19 protein-coding genes and 1 pseudogene are annotated in these 17,795 nt (G+C 74.1%); 8 read left to right on the top strand and 12 right to left on the bottom strand.

All coding sequences use genetic code 11. The features are described 5' to 3' along the window. Positions 1–13: 13 nt before the first annotated feature. Complete coding sequence (locus tag ACIBNE_RS00735; protein WP_399267963.1) at positions 14–670, bottom strand: SLATT domain-containing protein; 657 nt, start codon at positions 668–670, stop codon at positions 14–16. Between the two features lie 138 nt (positions 671–808). Between ACIBNE_RS00735 and ACIBNE_RS00730 the strand changes: the two genes are divergently transcribed. After that, positions 809–1,645 carry an aldo/keto reductase gene (locus ACIBNE_RS00730; RefSeq protein ID WP_399267961.1) on the top strand — a complete coding sequence of 279 codons (837 nt, stop codon included), beginning with the start codon at positions 809–811 and terminating at the stop codon, positions 1,643–1,645. Further along, the gene (locus ACIBNE_RS00725) at positions 1,642–2,106 is read left to right on the top strand and encodes an RICIN domain-containing protein (RefSeq protein ID WP_399267959.1); all 465 of its coding nucleotides are present in this window, start codon (positions 1,642–1,644) and stop codon (positions 2,104–2,106) included. The genes ACIBNE_RS00730 and ACIBNE_RS00725 overlap by 4 nt, the downstream gene beginning before the upstream one ends. A gap of 74 nt (positions 2,107–2,180) precedes the next feature. Here ACIBNE_RS00725 and ACIBNE_RS00720 read toward each other — a convergent pair whose 3' ends face one another. Next, positions 2,181–3,110 (bottom strand): AraC family transcriptional regulator, encoded by a 930-nt coding sequence (locus tag ACIBNE_RS00720; RefSeq protein WP_399267957.1) that lies wholly within the window; start codon positions 3,108–3,110, stop codon positions 2,181–2,183. Between the two features lie 81 nt (positions 3,111–3,191). Between ACIBNE_RS00720 and ACIBNE_RS00715 the strand changes: the two genes are divergently transcribed. Continuing rightward, complete coding sequence (locus tag ACIBNE_RS00715) at positions 3,192–4,064, top strand: NmrA family NAD(P)-binding protein (protein WP_399267955.1); 873 nt, start codon at positions 3,192–3,194, stop codon at positions 4,062–4,064. A 107-nt stretch (positions 4,065–4,171) separates the two neighbouring features. Further along, positions 4,172–5,131 carry a LysR substrate-binding domain-containing protein gene (locus ACIBNE_RS00710; RefSeq protein WP_399267949.1) on the top strand — a complete coding sequence of 320 codons (960 nt, stop codon included), beginning with the start codon at positions 4,172–4,174 and terminating at the stop codon, positions 5,129–5,131. A 125-nt stretch (positions 5,132–5,256) separates the two neighbouring features. Here ACIBNE_RS00710 and ACIBNE_RS00705 read toward each other — a convergent pair whose 3' ends face one another. After that, positions 5,257–5,562 carry a 4a-hydroxytetrahydrobiopterin dehydratase gene (locus ACIBNE_RS00705; RefSeq protein ID WP_399267947.1) on the bottom strand — a complete coding sequence of 102 codons (306 nt, stop codon included), beginning with the start codon at positions 5,560–5,562 and terminating at the stop codon, positions 5,257–5,259. 87 nt (positions 5,563–5,649) lie between these two features. Between ACIBNE_RS00705 and ACIBNE_RS00700 the strand changes: the two genes are divergently transcribed. Together ACIBNE_RS00700 and ACIBNE_RS00695 are read left to right on the top strand one after the other, a co-directional pair. Further along, on the top strand, positions 5,650–7,044 hold the full coding sequence (locus ACIBNE_RS00700; protein WP_399267945.1) for an NAD(P)/FAD-dependent oxidoreductase: 1,395 nt from the start codon (positions 5,650–5,652) through the stop codon (positions 7,042–7,044). Positions 7,045–7,117: 73 nt separating this feature from the next. Continuing rightward, positions 7,118–7,939 (top strand): helix-turn-helix domain-containing protein, encoded by an 822-nt coding sequence (locus ACIBNE_RS00695; protein WP_399267943.1) that lies wholly within the window; start codon positions 7,118–7,120, stop codon positions 7,937–7,939. On the opposite strand, the gene ACIBNE_RS00690 is transcribed toward ACIBNE_RS00695, so the two are convergent. The 5 genes from ACIBNE_RS00690 to ACIBNE_RS00670 form a co-directional block, all read right to left on the bottom strand. Then, complete coding sequence (locus tag ACIBNE_RS00690) at positions 7,936–8,352, bottom strand: hypothetical protein (RefSeq protein ID WP_399267941.1); 417 nt, start codon at positions 8,350–8,352, stop codon at positions 7,936–7,938. The two genes, ACIBNE_RS00695 and ACIBNE_RS00690, sit on opposite strands and share 4 nt — an antisense overlap. 156 nt (positions 8,353–8,508) lie before the next feature. Continuing rightward, the gene (locus ACIBNE_RS00685; protein WP_399267939.1) at positions 8,509–9,384 is read right to left on the bottom strand and encodes a macro domain-containing protein; all 876 of its coding nucleotides are present in this window, start codon (positions 9,382–9,384) and stop codon (positions 8,509–8,511) included. After that, positions 9,381–10,484 (bottom strand): hypothetical protein, encoded by a 1,104-nt coding sequence (locus tag ACIBNE_RS00680; RefSeq protein WP_399267937.1) that lies wholly within the window; start codon positions 10,482–10,484, stop codon positions 9,381–9,383. The genes ACIBNE_RS00685 and ACIBNE_RS00680 overlap by 4 nt, the downstream gene beginning before the upstream one ends. Beyond that, the gene (locus tag ACIBNE_RS00675) at positions 10,481–10,828 is read right to left on the bottom strand and encodes a CU044_2847 family protein (protein ID WP_399267935.1); all 348 of its coding nucleotides are present in this window, start codon (positions 10,826–10,828) and stop codon (positions 10,481–10,483) included. The genes ACIBNE_RS00680 and ACIBNE_RS00675 overlap by 4 nt, the downstream gene beginning before the upstream one ends. A 70-nt stretch (positions 10,829–10,898) precedes the next feature. Next, positions 10,899–11,936, bottom strand: coding sequence for an enoyl-CoA hydratase/isomerase family protein (locus tag ACIBNE_RS00670; protein WP_399267933.1), 1,038 nt, complete (start codon positions 11,934–11,936; stop codon positions 10,899–10,901). A gap of 167 nt (positions 11,937–12,103) precedes the next feature. Here ACIBNE_RS00670 and ACIBNE_RS00665 point away from each other — a divergent pair, with 167 nt between their 5' ends. Then, positions 12,104–13,300, top strand: a complete 1,197-nt coding sequence (locus tag ACIBNE_RS00665; RefSeq protein ID WP_399267931.1) for a winged helix DNA-binding domain-containing protein — start codon at positions 12,104–12,106, stop codon at positions 13,298–13,300. Positions 13,301–13,384: 84 nt separating this feature from the next. Here the strand turns inward: ACIBNE_RS00665 and ACIBNE_RS00660 are convergent, their stop codons facing one another. Both ACIBNE_RS00660 and ACIBNE_RS00655 read right to left on the bottom strand, forming a co-directional pair. Next, positions 13,385–13,564 carry a hypothetical protein gene (locus tag ACIBNE_RS00660; protein WP_399267929.1) on the bottom strand — a complete coding sequence of 60 codons (180 nt, stop codon included), beginning with the start codon at positions 13,562–13,564 and terminating at the stop codon, positions 13,385–13,387. Positions 13,565–13,636: 72 nt separating this feature from the next. Next, entirely contained in the window at positions 13,637–14,098 is a 462-nt protein-coding gene (locus ACIBNE_RS00655) for a hypothetical protein (RefSeq protein ID WP_399267927.1), read from the bottom strand. Between the two features lie 262 nt (positions 14,099–14,360). On the opposite strand from ACIBNE_RS00655, the gene ACIBNE_RS00650 reads away from it, so the two are divergent. Continuing rightward, positions 14,361–15,164 (top strand): response regulator, encoded by an 804-nt coding sequence (locus tag ACIBNE_RS00650; protein ID WP_399267925.1) that lies wholly within the window; start codon positions 14,361–14,363, stop codon positions 15,162–15,164. 119 nt (positions 15,165–15,283) lie between these two features. On the opposite strand, the gene ACIBNE_RS00645 is transcribed toward ACIBNE_RS00650, so the two are convergent. Together ACIBNE_RS00645 and ACIBNE_RS00640 are read right to left on the bottom strand one after the other, a co-directional pair. Next, the gene (locus ACIBNE_RS00645) at positions 15,284–16,987 is read right to left on the bottom strand and encodes a GAF domain-containing sensor histidine kinase (RefSeq protein WP_399269981.1); all 1,704 of its coding nucleotides are present in this window, start codon (positions 16,985–16,987) and stop codon (positions 15,284–15,286) included. Between the two features lie 233 nt (positions 16,988–17,220). Beyond that, positions 17,221–17,535 (bottom strand): annotated as a pseudogene (locus ACIBNE_RS00640) (hypothetical protein); the annotation flags it as partial. Positions 17,536–17,795 lie beyond the last annotated feature (260 nt).

Genomic DNA, 17,795 nt, shown 5'->3' with positions numbered 1-17,795 from the left:
GCGCTCCCCGCCCTCAGCGCTCCAGCTGCGGCGGCGCCTGCGCCTGGAGCTGCTGCGCGGTGGACCGGAACTCGGTCAGCCAGTCCGCGGTCTCCGACTCCACGTGCGTGCGCACCGCCGTCACGAGCCGGGTGATCAGCTTCAGCCGCCGCTCCAGCGCGGCGGGCTCCAGCGGCCCGTCGCCGCCGCGCAGCAGCTCGCCCGACCAGGCCATCCGGAACCGGCTCAGCTCGCCCTGTAGTGCCTGGGCCGCCGCGATGTCGCGCATCCAGCCGGACGAGAGCCCGAAGAAGTGGTCGAAGCCCTTGCAGCCCGCGGCCACCGCGAGCAGGACGTACCCCCAGCCCTGGGCCCCTCCCCCGTTCGCCGCGTCGGCGAGCGGCACCGCGGTGCCCGCGACGGCGAGCGCGACGGTCAGGCCGCGGACGATCCGGGACCCGACGCGCTTGAGGCGCTTGTCCCGGAAGTACCAGTCGATGGCCTCCTCGGCCTCCCGCTCGGCCCAGTCCCTGATCAGCTGGAGCGCCTGGTTCCGGTCACGGAGCGTGTCCGCGGTGAGGGCCGGGAAGGGCCTGTTCCGCAGGTTCCGCAGGTCGCGTCTGCCGTGGCTGTCGGTCGGACGCGCCGCGGGCAGTGGTGCGGGTGATGGTGCGGCCGGTGGTGTCCCCATCCTCAACTGCCTCCCCCGAAGGCCAAGTTCAGTGAGGAAAGCGTACCGCCCGGCAGGCCCGCCGGTCCCGGGAATGCGATCACCCTCCCGCACGTTGACCATGGGAGTACCAACCGACGACGTAAGGATCGACCGCTCGTGAGCAAGGTCCCCTCCATCACCCTCAACAACGGCGTCGAGATGCCGCAGCTCGGCTTCGGCGTCTGGCAGGTGCCCGACGACGAGGCCGCGAAGGCGGTCGGCACGGCCATCGAGGCCGGGTACCGGAGCATCGACACCGCTGCCATCTACGAGAACGAGAAGGGCACGGGCCAGGCGATCGCCGCCTCCGGCCTCCCCCGTGACGAGCTCTTCGTCACCACCAAGCTGTGGAACAGCGAGCAGGGCTACGACTCGACGCTGCGCGCCTTCGACGCCTCGCTCGACAAGCTGGGCCTCGACCACGTGGACCTGTACCTCGTCCACTGGCCGCTGCCGATGAAGGACGCGTACGTCGACACGTACAAGGCATTCGAGAAGCTGCTCGCCGACGGCCGCACCAGGGCCATCGGCGTCTCCAACTTCCTCCCCGCCCACCTGGAGCGGCTGATCGCCGAGACCTCCGTGGTCCCGGCCGTCAACCAGGTCGAGCTGCACCCCCAGCTCGCCCAGGCCGAGCTGCGCGCCTTCCACGCGGAGCACGGCATCGCCACCGAGGCCTGGTCGCCGCTGGGTCAGGGCAAGGGCCTCCTGGAGGTCCCGACGGTCGTCGCGATCGCCCAGAAGCACGGCAGGACCCCCGCCCAGGTGGTGCTGCGCTGGCACCTCCAGACGGGCAACGTGGTCATCCCGAAGTCGGTGACCCCCTCCCGCATCCAGGAGAACATCGACGTCTTCGGCTTCGAGCTGGACGCCGACGACCTCGCCGCGTTCGCAGCGCTGGACGAGGGCAAGCGCCTGGGCCCCGACCCGGCGACCTTCGACGTCGGCGCGTGAGCGCGGCCGGGCCCGTCGAACCGGTCCCGGAGGGGCTGTACCTGCTGCGCAACATCGGCAGCGGGCTGGTCCTGGAGGTGTACGGGGGAGCGAAGGGCAGCGGCGCCAAGGTGCAGCAGGGCGCGGAGACCGGCGCCGCCTCGCAGCACTGGCGCATCGCCCCGGTGCACGAGGGCGCGAGCCTCTACCACGTGGTGAACGCGCACAGCGGCAAGCGGCTCGACGTGGCCAACGCCGACACCGAGAACGGCGCACGGATCCAGCAGTGGAAGGCGAACAACTTCGGTGCCCAGGAGTGGCTGGTCGAGCGGCACCTCGACCCGGCCGCGCCGGGCACGGTGACGCTCACCGCGTTCATCAGCGGCCTCGCCCTGGAAGTGGACGAGGCCGGTGACGCCAGGCAGTGGGAGGACACCGACTCCCCCGCCCAGTGGTGGCGGTTGGAGCCGGTGAAGGAGTAGGGCCCGAGGGGGCGCCGCGCACCGCGGCGCCCCCTTCCACCTGCCCGGGGCCCTTCTGCCTGCCCGGGGCCCGTTCACTTGCCCCGGAACTCCTGCGGGCTCACTCCCCGCACCCGCTTGAACGCCGCGCTGAGCGCGAACGACCCGCCGTAGCCGACCTTCCTCGCCACCGCCTCGATCGTGGCGTCCGTCTCGCGCAGCAGATCGGCCGCGAGCGCGAGCCGCCACCCCGTCAGGTAGGCCATCGGCGGCTCGCCCACCAACTCCGTGAAGCGGCGGGCGAGTCCGGCCCGGGAAACGCCGGTCTTCGCGGCGAGCGCGGCCACCGTCCAGGGGTGCGCCGGGTCGTTCTGGAGGAGCCGCAGCGCCTGCCCCACGACCGGGTCGCCCATCGCGGCGTACCACGCGGGCGGCCGTGCGCCCGGCCGGGAGAACCAGGCGCGCAGCACCGCGATCAGCAGCAGGTCCAGGAGCCGGTCCAGGACCACGCTCTGGCCCGGCTCGTCGCGCGCGATCTCCTCGTCGAGCAGCGGCATCAGCGGGCAGTTCCACACCTCGGCGGGGAGCAGCAGCAGCGGCGGCAGCGCGTCGAGGAGGCGTCCGCTGATCTCGCCCGCGAGCAGGTACGTGCCGATCAGCATGGTCGCCGAGCCGTCGGGGGCGTTGCCCCAGGTGCGCACGCCGAGGTTCATCGACTGGGCCAGCGGCTCCCCGCGCAGGGTGGTGCACACCCCGCCGGGGCCGACGGTGGCGTGCGGTTCGGCGTCCGGCGCGTGCGCGACGGTGTACGCCTCCGGGCCGCGCACGACCGCGACGTCCCCGGCTACGAGCCTGACGGGCTCCCCGCCGTCGGGCACGATCCAGGCTTCGCCCCTGGCCATCGACATGAGGCAGATCGGAGCCCGGTCCTCGATCCGCACGGACCAGGGCGGTTCCATCACCATGCGCAGCAGGAAGGCCCCCCTGGCCCGCGGCCCGTCCAGGAGTCCGGCGAGTGCGTCCATGCCGAAAGCGTAGACGCAGGCGCATGCGGCTGAGCTTCTGGGCCATGGAGGGCGCCGGGGGTCGGGGGCCAGTCTGTGGTCATGACGACGAACACGAGGAACAGCGGAACGGACAGCGGGAACGGCGGGCGGACCGTGCTCGTGACGAGCGGCACGGGCAAGACCGGCCGTCGCGTGGTGGAGCGGCTGCGGGAGTCGGGCCTGGACGTCAGGTCCGGGTCGCGCGGCGCGGGCGACGTGCGCTTCGACTGGGACGACCCCTCGACCTGGGAGCCGGCGCTGACCGGCGCGGACGCGGCGTACGTCGCGTACTACCCGGACCTGGCGGCGCCGACCGCCCCCGACGCGCTGCGGGAGCTGGGCCGGATCGCGGCGCGGTGCGCGGTGCGCGAAGTGGTGCTGCTCTCGGGGCGGGGCGAGCCCGAGGCCGTGGTGGCCGAGCGGGCGCTGCGGGAGGCGGCGGACGGCGTGGTGGTGACGGTCGTACGGGCGGCGTTCTTCGCGCAGAACTTCAGCGAGGGGCCGTTGGCGGAGGGCCTCGCGACGGGTGAGCTCGTCTTCCCCGCGGGGCGGACGGCGGAGCCGTTCGTGGACGCGGACGACCTGGCGGACGTGGTCGTCGCGGTGCTGGCCGGGGACGGGCAGCGGGGCGGGGTGCACGAGGTGACCGGGCCGAGGCCGCTGACCTTCGACGAGGTGGCGGCGGAGCTGTCGCGGGCGACGGGGCGCGCGGTGCGCTACGTGCCGGTGACGCCGGAGCAGTACGCGGCGGCGCTGGAGGGGTTCGGGATGCCCCGGGGCGAGGCGGTGTGGCTGGCGGAGCTGTTCGGGACGCTGCTGGACGGCCACAACTCCTCGACGACGGAGGGCGTGAAGCAGGTGCTGGGCCGGGACCCGAAGGACTTCGCGGAGTTCGCCGACGGGGCGGCGGCAGCGGGTGTCTGGGGGGCCTGAAGGGGCTGCCCGGAGCCGGGGGCTCCAGGGCGTGCGGAGACGTGCGGGTGACGCCGATGTGACGCACACGTATTGCCGGTGCGGCCGAGGGGCCATAACTTGCCGGTATGGAGCTGGAGTTGCGTCACCTTCGGACGATAAGGGCCATCGCGGACGCGGGCAGCCTCACCAAGGCGGCCACCGCTCTGGGGTTCGCCCAGCCCGCGCTCTCCACGCAGTTGCGGCGCATCGAGAAGGCCCTGGGCGGACCGCTCTTCGACCGGGACCACACCGGGGCGCGGCCCACGCTCCTGGGCGAGCTGGTCCTGGAGCGGGCCAGGGTGCTGCTGCCCGCCGTGCGCGAACTCCAGGAGGAGGCGGTGCGGTTCGCCAACACCGTGGAGCGCCTGGACCGGTTCAGGCTCGGCGGGACGCACGGCCCGCTGCTGGGCGGGGTGGTGGACCGGCTGGCGACGGCCCGTCCGTCGGCGCCCGTGTCCACGTACACCTCCTGGTCGGTGAGCGAGATCAGCTCGATGCTCGTCGCGGGGCGGCTGGACTTCGCGCTGATCGGCACGTGCGGCGAGAGCGCGCCGCCCGAGGCGGAGCGGCTGCGCTGGCAGGTGGTCGGTACGGACCCGGTGTTCGTGATGCTCCCCGACGGCCACCGGTTCGCGGGCAAGGAGGAGTTGGAGCTGTCCTGGCTCGCCGACGAGTGCTGGACGAACGTGCCGGGCGAGGGCTGTTTCGCGGACTGCTTCAACGCGGCGTGCACCCGGGCTGGCTTCACGCCCTCCCAGGTGTACGAGACGGACACCGCGTCCTGCGTGCACCTGGTCCAGGTGGGCCGCGCGGTGGGGTTGTGCCGGGCGACCTTCCCGCCGACCCCGGGCCTCGTGACCCGTCCGCTGGCCGGGGCGCCGCTGGCCTGGCGGCACCTGCTGGGCTGGCACCCGGACGCCCCGGCGGCGGACGCGGCGGGCGCGGTGTCGGGGCACACCCGCGCGGCGTACGCCGAGGCGGTGGCGCGCAGCGAGACGTACGCGCGGTGGCTGGCGGAGCACCCGAGGTTCGGCGCGTCGGACTGAGCGGGGCGGAGCCGGTAGCGGTACGGGCACACGGGGCAGGGCCGGTAGCGGTACGGGCACCACGTGCCCCCGTACGGCTACGGGGGCACCACGTACCCCCGTACCACCGCTACGGCCCCTGCCCGTCAGTGCGCGCCGTGGCCGCGCGCCGCTTCCTCGACGCGCTGGGCGAGCGCGAAGTCCTTCTCGGTGACCGCGCCGCCCGCGTCGTGGGTGTGCACCGCGAGCGTCACGGTGTCGTAGCCGAGGGTCAGTTCGGAGTGGTGGCCCAACTCCTCCTGGATCCCCGCGACGTGGACGACCAGGGCGGTCGCGGCGAAATGGTTCGCGAGGCGGTACGAGCGACCGATCCGGTCTCCCGTCAGCGTCCATCCCGGCAGCTCGCGCAGCCGGTCCTCGATCTCTTTCTGGGACAGCGGTTCCGTGGGCATCGCCCGACTCCCTCCGGTGGGCCGGCAGGTGGCACGAGTATGACACCCGGCCTGCCACTCCAGCACGGGTACTGACACGATCCACTCATGACACAGGGAAAGCGTCACGCGATCGTCATGGGCGGCAGTCTCGCCGGGCTCCTCACGGCACACGTGCTCGCCGCGCACGCCGACCGGGTGACCGTGATCGAGCGCGACCGCTACCCCGAGGGGCCCGAGCCGCGCGCCGGGGTCCCGCACGGCAGACACACCCACATCCTGCTGGAGAGCGGGCTGCGTGCCCTGGACGAACTCCTCCCCGGCTTCGCCCGGGAGCTGGTCGACGGGGGCGCGCACCGCGTGGGCATGCCCGACGACGTGGTGCTCTGGCAGTCGGGCGGCTGGCAGCGGCGCACCGAGGGCACCGCCCATCTGGTCTCCGCGTCCCGCCCGTTCACCGAGTGGCTGGTGCGCCGCCGGGTGCTGGCCCACGAGCGGATCGAGGTCCGGCAGTCCACCGACGCGATCGGCCTGGTCGGCGACGCGTCCCGGGTCAGGGGCGTGCGGGTGCGGACCCGGGATACCCGGGCCGCCGGGGCCGCCGGGACCGCCGATGCCGAGGTCCTGACGGCCGACCTGGTCGTCGAGGCGACCGGCCGGGGCAGCCGCGCCCCGCAGTGGCTGGCCGAACTGGGCGCCGAGCCGCCCGCCGAGGAGACCGTCGACTCGGGCCTCGGCTACGCCACCCGGATCTTCCGCGCCCCGCCGCCCGACCACCCCGGCACGTACAGCGGCGTCTACGTCGTCCCCGATCCCGGCCGGCCGCGCGGGGCCGTGGTGCTCCCGCTGGAGGGCGACCGCTGGATCGTGACGCTCTCCGGTTTCCGGGACGGCGCGCCGCCCACCGACGAGGAGGGCTTCGCGCGCTTCGCCGACCTGCTGCCGCACCCGGTGGTCCACGACTGGGCGGCCAAGGGCGAGCCCGCTTCCCCGGTGCACGGCTACCGCAGGACCGCCAACGTCCGCCGCAGGTACGACCGTTCGGGGCGCCGCCCGGCCGGGTTCCTGGTCGTGGGCGACGCGCTCAGCGCGGTGAACCCGGTGCACGGGCAGGGCATGACGGTGGCCGCGCTGGGGGCGCTCGCGCTGCGCGACGTGCTGGCCGACCGGGGCCGCGCGCCCACCACGCGCCGCGCGCAGCGGGCGCTGTTCACGGCGACGCGGCAGGCGTGGGACGTCGCGACGGGCGCCGACAAGGCGATGCCGGGGACCACGGGCAACGCGTCGGGAGCGCGGGCCGCCGACGTGCCCGTCGACTGGTACCTGGGCCGCATCCTGGCGCGCGCCTCGGGAAACCCCGTGGTGGGCGCGGCGATTCGCGACGTGCTGTTCCTGAAGGCGCCGCTCGTCTCGCTGTTCGCGCCGCGCGTGCTGCGGGAGGTGCTGCTGAGTCCCGTACCGCCGCTGGTGACCGAGCTGCCGAGGTTCCCCGAGCGCCACTGACCCCCGGCGCCCGGTGGGGGCGTCCCCGAATCCCCGCAGACGCCCGCGCGTTTGATCGGTTACGGTCGAAGGCATGACGACTGCCGCACCCGCGCCCGCGCCCGCCACCGGAGTGGGCCCCCTGCTGCGCGGCTGGCGCGAGCGGCGGCGGCTGAGCCAGCTGGAGCTGGCCCTGCGCGCCGACTCCTCCGCCCGCCACATCAGCTTCGTGGAGACCGGCCGCTCCCGGCCCAGCGAGGAGATGATCCTCAAGCTGGCCGACCACCTGGACGTGCCGATGAGGGACCGCAACGGCCTGCTCCTGGCGGCGGGTTACGCCCCCCGCTACGCCGAGACCACGTTGGACGACCCGTCGATGTCGGCGCTGCGCGAGGGCATCGCGCGCCTCCTGGAGGGCTACGAGCCCTACCCGGCGCTCGTGGTGGACGCGGCGTACAACGTGGTCGCGGCCAACCGGGGCATCATGGCGCTGCTCGACGGGGTGCCCGAGCACCTGCTGACCGCCCCGCTGAACGCCATGCGCCTGGCCCTCCACCCGGAGGGCCTGGCGTCCCGGCTGCTCAACTACCGGGAGTGGCGCGCCCATCTGCTCCACCAGATGGAGCGGCAGATCGCCCTGGCAAGGTACGAGCCGCTGCGCGCGGTGTACGACGAGGTCGCCGCGTACCCGGCGCCGGAGGGCGCGGACGCCTTCGACCGTACGGTGGAGCCGGAGCCGTACGCCCACTTCGCGCTCCCGATGGTCGTCGAACACGGCGGCCAGGTGCTGTCGTTCGTCTCGTCCATCGCGACGTTCAACACCCCGATGGACGTGACCGTCGCCGAGCTGGCCATCGAGACGCTGCTCCCGGCCGACCCGGCGACGGCGAAGTACCTCAGGACGCTGGCGTCCTAACGCCCCGTCGCCTTCAGCGCCATCTGCTGGACGACAGCGAACCCCGCGACGACGGCCGCCTGGGCCGGGATCCAGAACGTCCCGACGGCGGTCGCGTCGAACCAGGCGAAGAGCGCGACGACCGAGAGGACCGCCCAGGCGTAGTTGGCCTCGATCACCAGCTTGGTGAGGAAGGCGGAGGGCTCGCGCCGCGTGGCGAGCCAGGCGACGTCGGCGGCGTACAGGAGCAGGAAGACCCCGATCCCGAGCACGAGCCCCCGCCCGACCCCGAGCAGTTCGGCGACGGGCCCCGACAGGGCGGCGTACACGAGGCCGTTGGCCCCGGTGACGACCGCGTCGAGAGCCAGGAAGCGCCGCAGGGAGGCGACGGGCTCGGCGGTACGGGAGAGGCCGGAGAGCAGGGCTGACGACATGGTGGATCGCCTCCGTCGGAGTCGTACGTGCAGGTCAGGACCGCGGACTCGGACGGAGTGCGCCGCCCGAGTCCCGGTACGACAACCATGCCGGGCGGGCCGGCGGGGGTCGATTACCCGAGAGGTAATGGAGGCGCCGCCGCTACTGCGCCGCCGTTACTGCGCCTCCAGGTAGGCCGACAGCCTTCGCAGGTCGGTGTGGACCGCGCTCTCCGGGGTCAGGACTATGCGCAGGTGTTCCGTGACCACCCGCTCCCTCGATGCCGTCAGGAACGAGATCACTATCAGGTGCACCAGGTCCGCCTGGGAGATCTGGCCCGAGAGGCGGGCCAGGCCCAGGCCGATCGCCGGGATGTTGAGCGTGCCCAGGTCGCCCGAGGTCCGGACGGTCGGCCAGAGTGCCGCCAGCGCGTCCCAGATGCGCGAGACGCTGGACTCCGCGACGCAGTCCTCGGTCATCCGGCTGTACGCCAGGCCGTAGTACGTGCGTCGTTCGTTCCTCAGGACCGCCACCGTGCCGAGCGGGTAGCGGTCCAGTTTGCCCAGCGGCTTCGTCTCCCGCGTCTCCCGGCCCACGACCGGCTTCGTGCGCAGCGCGCCCACCAGGTCCGCGTCCAGTGCGGTCCTGTCGTCGCCGTACTCGCGGGCCAGGAACTGCGCCTGCACGCTCGTGGTGGCGATGATGCGGGGCGGCTCGGTGTCGAAGGTGTCGGTCATTCCGATGACCAGGTGGCCGTCCTGTTCGAAGAGGTCCCCGACGACCACGGAGATCCGGGTCGTCGGAACGCCGAACTCCCTGCTGTACGAGGAGCGCGGCCACGCCGTCCACAGCGCGTAGCCGAGCGGGACCGCCAGTGCACCCGTGAGGATCGGGACGCCGAACTCCTGGGTGAGGTCGGGGAACAGGCCCGTCGCGAGCCCGACCACGCCCGCGACGAGGCCGAGGGCGGCGAGGAACGAGCGGGTGAACAGGGCGATGGTGCTGGGGCGCCGCAGATTGGCCAGCAGCGCCCGGCCGGGCAGTCCGCTCACTCAGCGGCCGTGTAGCGCTCGGTGGCCGTGAAGGACTCGGGGACCTCGGTGGCCCCGGAGGCCGCTGGGGATCCGGGAACCGCGGAGGGCCCGGGAACCGCGGAGGACCCGGTCGCGGATTCGCCGTCGCCCGGCCGCCCGGCCCGGTGCGGGGCCAGCGGGAGTGCGGGCGGCAGCAGCAGGGTCTCCCGGTCGGGGCCAGCGATGATCTCGTAGCCGTCCTCCGACTTGACCGAGACGTGGACGCCCCGGACCTCCGCGTACTCGTCCACCTCCCGCGCGAGCAGCTCAGCGGTGGAGTTCGAGATCGCCCCGGCCTCGTACACCACCTGGTACTCCTCGGGGATCCGGTCCGTGATGACCCGGTAGTTGAGCGCGCGGTCCTGCGGGACGGAGAGGTGGCCGATCAGCTCGTCGATGATCTGGCGCTGCGCCTTCCGGTCGGCGGCCGGCACCTGGTCGTCCCGCTCCGGCTTCACCCTGAGCATCGGGGCGGAGGAGTCGAGGCGCGCGAACAGGGTGCGCATCACGCTTTCCTGACGTCGCGTCAGGACCAGTACCTCTTCCAACACGTCCCCGGTGTCGCGCACCGGCGTGGCGTCGGGCGACGCCCCCGGCAGTTCCCTGGCCTGCTTCAGCGCCTTCTCCAGGCGCGGCCAGAAGAGGTCGAACGTCTCGTCCAGCCTGGCGTCGTCCAGGTCCCCGAGGTTGACGTGGTCGCGGACCGTGCGGACCATCGCCAGGACGTCCTCGCGGCTGGCGCTGGACGCCGCCTGGAACTGGGCGAGCGGCCCCGTGAGGTCCTTGACCGGGAGGTCGAGCAGGCACGGGATGACCCGCGCCTCGCCGAGCGCCTTGGAGAGCGCGCCCGCCTCGAAGTTGATCCACGGCGCCTGGCTGTTCTCGCGGGTGACGCAGATGATGCCGAGCGAGGTCTGCTCCAGCTCGGTCGCGATCACCCTGAGCCCCCGGTCGCCCTTGGCGATGTCGAGCGAGGAGACGAAGGGGTCGATGGCCTGGATCACGTACTTCAGCCAGGACTTGAGCGACTCTGCCATCAGCTTCGACTGGGGTCCCGACCAGCTGATGAACACCTTCACCGCAGCGGTCCCTCCGCATTCGGCGCGGGCCGGTCGCCCGGCCGCCAGCTGAGCGTGATCTCGAAGTGGGCGTCCGTCGTGTTCTTGGCCACCACGGCCTGCCCGCTGCCGGTCACCTTGATGCCGAAGTGGATCGTCACCTCGTCCGGCTGCGTCTCCCGCAGCGCGCGCATGGCGGCGGCGGCCGCCTCGCTCACCGGCTGGAAGACCCGGTCGAAACTGGCCACCGGCCGGTCGGGGCGCAGTGAGCGGAAGTCGCCGTCCCGCTCCTCGATCTCCACGCTCACCACGTCGCCGCGGGAGTGGTAGTTCACGACCCCGTCGTCGATTCTGCCTACGCTCAACTGCTCCAACTCCTCAGCGCCTCAGGACAACGTCACCAGCGTACGGAGGAGCGGGCCCCGCCGGGAGTGTTCAGCCGATCGGAGTCACGACGCGCGCGGCCCAGGCGTCGGAGACCTCCGCGAGCGTCGCCGGCGACCAGCGGGGGGCGCGGTCCTTGTCGATCACCTGGGCGCGGATGCCCTCCACCAGGTCGGGCCAGGCGAGGGCCGCGCAGGAGGTGCGGTACTCCTGCTCCAGGACCTGCTCCAGGGTGGGCAGCGCGCGGGCGGCGCGCATCGCGGCGAGCGTGGTCTTCAGGGCCGTGGGCGACTTGGCCAGCAGGGTTTCGGCCGTCTCCTTCGCCTCGGGGACCCCGCTGTCCAGGAGCCGTTCGACGATCTCCGCGACGGAGTCCGCCGCGTAGCAGGCGTCGATCCACGCGCGCCGCTCCGCGAGGGCGCCGGGCTCCGGCGCGGTCTCGTGGCGCGCCACCACGTCCGCCGCCTCGTCCCTGGCCAGTTCGGCCACCAGGACGCGCAGCCGCTCGGAGGGGACGAAGTGGTCGGCGAGGCCGCACAGCAGGGCGTCGGCGGCGCCGATCGCCGCGCCGGTCAGCGCGAGGTGGGTGCCCAGTTCGCCGGGGGCGCGGGAGAGGAGGTGGGTGCCGCCCACGTCGGGGACGAAGCCGATGCCGGTCTCGGGCATGGCGACCTTGGAGCGCTCGGTGACGATCCGTACGCCGCCGTGGGCGGAGACGCCGACGCCGCCGCCCATCACGATGCCGTCCATCACGGCGACGTACGGCTTGGGGTAGCGGGCGACGCGGGCGTTGAGGCGGTACTCGTCGCGCCAGAACGCCGCCGACGCCGTGCCGCCCGCCCGCGCGTCGTCGTGGATGGCGCGGATGTCGCCGCCCGCGCACAGGCCGCGCTCCCCCGCGCCGGTGAGGACGACCGTACGGACGTCCCGGTCGTGCTCCCAGGCCGTCAGCGCCTCGTCGACGCGGTTCACCATGGAGTGGGTGAGGGCGTTGATGGCGCGGGGGCGGTTGAGCGTGATGTGCCCGGCGCGGCCGTCGGTGTGCAGGAGCACGGTGTCGTCGGGGGCGCCGGTGGGGATCGGGGTCATGGCGCCCCAGCGTAGGAGACGTCCCGGGGTGTCATCGCGGCTGGTGCGCCCTGTTCACCGGGCGGACGGTGGCACGCCTCATCCAGGACGCGCCTCATCTAGGACACGTGGCGGCCTAGTTCCCTGGGAAGCTGGACGGCCCGTCCCCCGCCCCGAGGAGTCCCCGCGTGACCGCCCGAGCCGACGCCGCCCCCGTCCGCCTCGTCGACGACGCCGAGCGCCGCCGCCGCATCGCCGTGCGCCAACTGCTCGCCCCCGCGCACCGCGCCGCCACCGTGCGCGGCGTGGTCGACGCGGTGGTCGCGCTGCACGCCACCGACCCGGCGACGGTGCACCTGTCGGCGGCGGCCCGGCTCGCCGAGCCCTCGGTGGCGGCGGTCGAGTCGGCCCTGCACGAGGACGGCGGCCTGGTGCGGATGCACGGCATGCGGCACACGCTGTTCGTGGTCGCCGACGGCCTGGTGCCCGCGCTCCAGGCGTCCACGACCGGTCCGGCCGCGGTCAAGGAGCGGCGCGGCCTGACCGCGTTCGCCGCGGAGGGCGGGCTGGACGAGGCGTGGCTCGCGGCGGCCGAGCGGGACGTGCTGAAGGCGTTGGAGGAGCACGGGCCGAGCGGCGGGGCCGTGCTCGGCACGCGCGTCCCCGCGCTGCGACAGACCCTCACGGTCTCGGCGGGCAAGCCGTACGAGGCGCGGCAGGCGATCGGCTCGCGGCTGCTGCGCGTGATGGGCATGGAGGGCAGCATCGTGCGGGGCAGGCCGCTGGGTACCTGGATCTCGGGCACGTACACCTGGGCGCACGCCGCGCCGCGTCCGGAGCTGGGCACGGCCGAGGCGCGGGCGGAGCTGGTCGCGGCGTACCTGACGGCGTTCGGCCCGGTGACGGAGGCGGACGTGAAGTGGTGGACGGGGTGGACGCTGACGGCGGCACGCGCGGCCCTCGCGGCGAACGGCGCGGAGCGCGTCGCGCTGGAGGGCGGCGCGAGCGGGTGGGTGCTGCCGGGCGACACCGGGACGACGCCCGACCCCGGACCGTGGGCGGCGCTCCTGCCCGGCCTCGACCCGACGCCCATGGGCCGAAGGGACCGGGACCACTACCTGCCGCCCGAGTACGTGGCGGCGCTCTTCGACAGGAACGGCAACATCGGCCCCACGGTGTGGTGGAACGGCCGGGTGGTGGGCGGCTGGGCGCAGCGCGCGGACGGCGAGGTGGTGTTCCGGCTGCTGGAGGAGATCGGCGCGCGCGGCGAGGCGGCGGTGGCCGGGGAGGCGGCGAGGACGGCGGCGCTGCTGGACGGGGCGCGGGTGACGCCGCGCTACCGGACGCCGCTGGAGCGGGAGTTGGCGGACGCGGCCCCGGCGTAGCGCGGTGGGCGGTGGGCGGTGGGCGGTGCGCCGTGATTGCTCGGCGCACCGCCCTGGTTCAGCCGTCCCGTCTCCCGCCGGACGTCAGTGCGTCGGTCGGGTGCGGGCCGCGCCGTTCTCCGGGGCCGTCTCCTTCGACGGGCGCTCCGAGCGCGCCGGGCGGTCCGTTTCGGGTGTCTGCGGGCGGGCGCGGGTGGTCTCGTCGAGGCGCGCGGCCTCCGCGCGGAGCATCGCGTTCAGGGCTGCGAAGGGGTCGATGGGCATGGCTGTGCGTTCCTTTGGCTACGGGGGTTGTGGCTACGGGGGTCATGCGGGCTGTCGAGCGGCACCGGCCCCTCAGCAGCGCATCACCACGCACCGCACCCCCAGGACTCCCGGCCCCGGGCCCGGCGCCCTTCCCCCGCCGTGCCTCCCGTCGGCCCCGGCCCACGCCGCCGCCGCGTGCACGGTGGTCGCGCCCCGCCCCTCGGCGCGCGCCCCGGGCCTGCCGGAGCGACGCGCGGACGAGGCGGACGAGGAGAGCGAGGTCGACGTCTCGGACGAGGGCGCGTCCTGGCGCTCCCCCTCCGCGTCCGCCGCCCCGAGCACGGCGGGCACCGCCGCGCCGCACTGCGCCCCCGCGTTCCCCGGAACCCCGAGCACCGCGAGCGCCGCCAGCAGCACCAGCAGCGCGAGGCGCACGACCGCACCCGGACGCGTCGCCGTGCCCGGACGCGCCGCCGTGCCCGGACGCCCGGTCGCACCCGGACGCGCTGCCCGGCATCGGTGCGCGGCGCGGCGGCCGGAGGCGTTGGTCATGCGCCTTCCTGTGCCCCGGAGCGCGCCTCCTCAGCCCGCGCCGCGCCGAGATCCCCTCCTCCGGACGCAGCCCATTACTCCAACGGGGTCCGTTCGGCCCCTCCCGTAATTCCTGTCGACCGCTCACCCTGGTCCTGAGAAGAGAGACACGGCAGAAAGCACGACGAAAGGCACAGCAGGAGCACAACAGAAGGAAACAGGTTGCCGGGAACCCCGGAGGGGAGGGTTTCCGGCAGTCGAGCCGTCGCCTCCGGGAGCAGCGATGTCCACCACCGTTCCAGCCGATTCCCCGGACCCCGCGGGATCACGTACGCCCGCGCCGCCCACGCCGTCCGCGCCACCCGCCGGAGTCCGGGTCTTCCTGCTCGACGACCACGAGGTGGTGCGCCGCGGCGTGCAGGACCTGCTCGACTCGGAGCCGGACATCGAGGTCGTCGGCGAGGCGGCCACCAGCGCGCAGGCGCTCCTCAGAGGGCCCGCGCTGCGCCCGGACGTGGCCGTGCTCGACGTACGGCTGCCGGACGGCGACGGCATCACCGTCTGCCGCGAGCTGAAGTCGCGCGTCCCGGGGCTCGCCTGCCTCATGCTGACGTCGTTCGACGACGACGACGCGCTGCTGGACGCCGTGATGGCCGGGGCTGCGGGGTACGTGCTGAAGCAGATCAAGGGCTCGGACCTGGTGGCGGCGGTGCGTACGGTCGCGTCCGGGGCCTCGCTGCTGGATCCGGCGTCGAAGGCGCGGCTGCTGGCCGGCCTGGGCAGGCCCGGCGGACCTGGCGGGACTGGCGGTCCTGGGGCCGTGCGGGACTCGGCCGCGGGCGATCCGGTCCACCCGGTGATGCCGGGCGGGCTGTCGGCGCGCGAGCACGAGGTGCTCGCGCTGATCGGGCGGGGGCTGACGAACCGCCAGATCGGCAAGGAGCTGTTCCTGTCCGAGAAGACCGTCAAGAACCACATCTCGCGGCTGCTGGCGAAGCTCGGCGTCCAGCGCCGCATCCAGGCGGCGGTGATCGCCAGCCGCTACGACCCGCCGGGCACCGACGAGGGCCGGGCCCGCCCAACCTGATGACCGACCGGGCCCGGTCCGCCTCACCTGATCACCGACGGATGCCCGGTCCGCCCCACCTGATCACCGGCCCAGGCCCGGCCCGCCCCACCGGATCGACCGACCGGGCCCGCCCCGCCTCATGTGATCACCGGCACCTGCCACTCCACCGCCGTACCCCCGTCCTCCCCCGCCGGGCCCACCCGCAGGGACCCGCCCAGCTGTTCCGCGCGTTCCGTGAGGTTGCGCAGGCCGCTGCGGCGGCCCCGGTGGTCGTGGTCCACGCCCACCCCGTCGTCCCGCACGGTGAGCGTCAGCTGCCCCTTGCGCACCACGAGCGACACGTCGACGCGCGTGGCGTGGGCGTGGCGCGCAGCGTTGGCCAGCGCCTCGCCGAGCACGGCCACCACGTCGTCCGCGACGGTGCGCGGCACGTCCGTGTCGATCAGGCCCTCCATCCGCAGCGAGGGCGTGAAGCCGAGCGCGGGCACCGCGTCCTCGACCGCCCTGGTCGCGCGGGACCGCAGCCCGGGGTCGTGGCCGGTCGCCGAATCGTGGCCGCGCAGCCCGAAGATGGTCGAGCGGATGATCTTGATGGTGGTGTCCAGGTCGTCGACGGCCCTGTTCAGCCGCTCGGACGCCTCCGGGTGGCGTACGAAACGGTGTGCGCTCTGAAGGGTCATCCCGGTCGCGAACAGCCGTTGGATCGCCAGGTCGTGCAGGTCGCGGGCGATCCGGTCGCGGTCTTCGAGGAGGCTCACCTGCTCGGCGTCGCGCCGTCTGGCGGCCAGCTCCATGGCGAGCGCGGCCTGCCCGGCGAAGCCGAGGAGCGGCGCGGTCTCCGCCCTGGTGAAGACGGGCTGTCCGGCCCGGCGCGCCAGTACGAGCACGCCGCGCACGCCCTCGCTGGTCGCCACGGGCACGGCGACGGCGGGGCCCAGGCCCTTCCAGCGGACGGGGCCGTAGGTGATGCGCGGATCGTGCTGCACGTCCGGCGTGGTGACCAGCTCGCCCGTCGCCAGCGCCGCCCCGGCGAACGTCCCTTCGCGGGGCAGCAGCAGCCCGAGGTGCACGTCGGCCGCGTCGCCCATCGCGAACGCCCCGCGCAGTTCCTCGCCCGCATCGGCGCCCTCCTCCACCAGGTTGACCACGCCGAGCGCGGCGGAGGTGATCTCCCGGGCGCGCTCCACCATCAGTTCGAGCACCGCGTCCTCGGCCATGCCGGACAGCAGCCCGCTGGTGACCTCGGCGCTCGCCTCCAGCCAGCGCTCGCGCAGCCGCGCCTGTTCGTAGAGCCTGGCGTTCTCGATGGCCACGCCCGCGGCCACGGCCAGCGTGGACAGGACGGACAGGTCCTCGTCGTCGAAGTCGGCGCCGCCGCGCTTCTCGGTCAGGTAGAGGTTCCCGAACACCTCGTCCCTGACCCGGACGGGAACTCCGATGAAGGTGTGCATGGGCGGGTGTTCGAGCGGGAAGCCGGAGGACGCGGGGTGCTCGGACAGCTCGCTCAGCCGCAGCGGCTCCGGGTGCCTGATCAGCTCGCCGAGCAGGCCGTGGCCCGACGGCAGGTCCCCGATGCGCTCGCGCAGCGCGTCGTCCATGCCGACGGGCAGGAACTCCGCGAGCCGCTGCCCCTCGCCGATGACGCCCAGCGCGCCGTACTCCGCGTCGACCAGCACCACCGCCGCCTCGACGACGCGCCGCAGCACCTGCGGGAGGTCCAGCTCACGGCCGACCGCGAGGGCCGCCTCCAGCAGGTTGTGCAGCCGGTCCCGGGTGCCGCGCACCGCGTCGATGCGGACTTCGAGCTCTTCGAGCAGCTCGTCCAGCCGCAGCCGCGGCAGCCCCGAGGCGCCGCCGGGGCGTTCGGCCCCGGGGCGGGCGCCTCCCGGCTTCCTCCCGGAGCTGCGCTCCCCACCGGCCCGTTCCCCGTCAGTCCGTTCCCCGCCCACCCGGCGCCTCCCGACTCACGGCCCCGCTCGGCGCGTCCCTGGGCCGAGCTACGCACAGTGCATTCACCGTAGCGGCGGGCGAGCGCGGATGTGGGCGATCTGCCGGGTCACCGCGGTCCGCCGGGTCAGCGCAGCCGGAAGACCGGGCCGCGCGGGGTGAACGGGAGCGCTGAGCCCTGCGGGACCAGGTAGGCGTGCTCGCGTCGCACGCGCAGCACGTCGCAGTACCCGTCGGTGATGATCAGCACGGGTGCGGCCGACGGGAAGTCGTCGGCGCGCTGGAGCAGGTCGACGCCCGGCTGGAGTTCGGTGCCGCCGCGCCCCCTGACCCGGACCCGTCCGGCGATCTCGGCGGGCGGCAGGTAGCCCGCGTCGAAGGGGGCCGCGTCGCAGAACACCACGCGCGCCGCCGGTACGTCGCGGGCGTCGGCGAAGTCGGCGGCGACGTTGAAGAGGTACGGGTCGCGGGCGCCGCAGCGGTCCTGGTGGCGGAGGGCGGCGTGCGGCATCTCGTGGCCGAAGCCGAGGTGGAGCACGCAGTGCGCGAGGGCCCAGGCCCACTCGGCGGGTTCGGCGCGGCGGGCGGGGTGGGCGTGGACGGTGCCGTTGGAGTCGACGGCGGCGAGTCCCCGGCATCCGGGGAACGCCTTGCGGTGTGATGAACGGCCTGTTGCGGACCGACGGTTGGGGTGATTCCGCG

The sequence above is a fragment of the Streptomyces sp. NPDC050504 genome (assembly GCF_044458065.1).
Lineage (GTDB): Bacteria > Actinomycetota > Actinomycetes > Streptomycetales > Streptomycetaceae > Streptomyces.
Note: the sequence above shows the minus strand (reverse complement) of the source record. Positions and strands in the feature narration are given on the sequence as shown.